The sequence below is a fragment of the Flavobacterium sp. genome (assembly GCF_003525665.1).
GTDB lineage: Bacteria > Bacteroidota > Bacteroidia > Flavobacteriales > Flavobacteriaceae > Flavobacterium.
The window spans coordinates 33,531-34,101 of record NZ_DQDX01000125.1; the positions used below are offsets into that span (position 1 = coordinate 33,531).

General features: G+C 33.1%; 1 pseudogene. It reads left to right on the forward strand.

From position 1 onward, the window contains the following. Positions 1 to 436, forward strand: a pseudogene (locus tag DIU01_RS09040) (deoxyribose-phosphate aldolase); the annotation flags it as partial. Positions 437 to 571 lie beyond the last annotated feature (135 nt).

Genomic DNA, 571 nt, shown 5'->3' on the forward strand with positions numbered 1-571 from the left:
CTACGAAGCTTTTAAAGATGGAAATGTTGATTTAGTCAAAAGAGAAGTTTTCGAAGGAACAAAATTAGCCTTAGAAAATCATAAAATTGCCAAATGGATCATTGAAGTTGCAGCTTTAACCGATGCTCAAATTATTCAAATTTCGGCATTAGTTAAAAATGTGGTCATTGCGAATTTCAAAGAAGAAAGTTTTAACTCTGTATTTGTAAAATCATCCACCGGATTTTATAAAACCGAAAATGATTTGCCAAACGGAGCAACAATTCATACCATTACAATGATGCTAGAAAACAGTTCGCCACTTCCAGTAAAAGCTGCTGGCGGAGTTCGAACGTATGAAGAAGCAGTAGCAATGATTCAGCTTGGTGTTAAAAGAATAGGAACATCATCGGCGAAAGCTATTGCAAATGGTGCTCAATCAAACAGTGATTACTAATTTTTATTTTATAAAAATGTTTAAAAGAATAGCAGTTTTAGTTCTAGTTTTTTGGTCGATTTTTACTTCGGCTCAAAATAATTTTAGCGAACAATTTCCAGTTTTTCCAAATTGTGAAGGAAAGCAATTATCAGA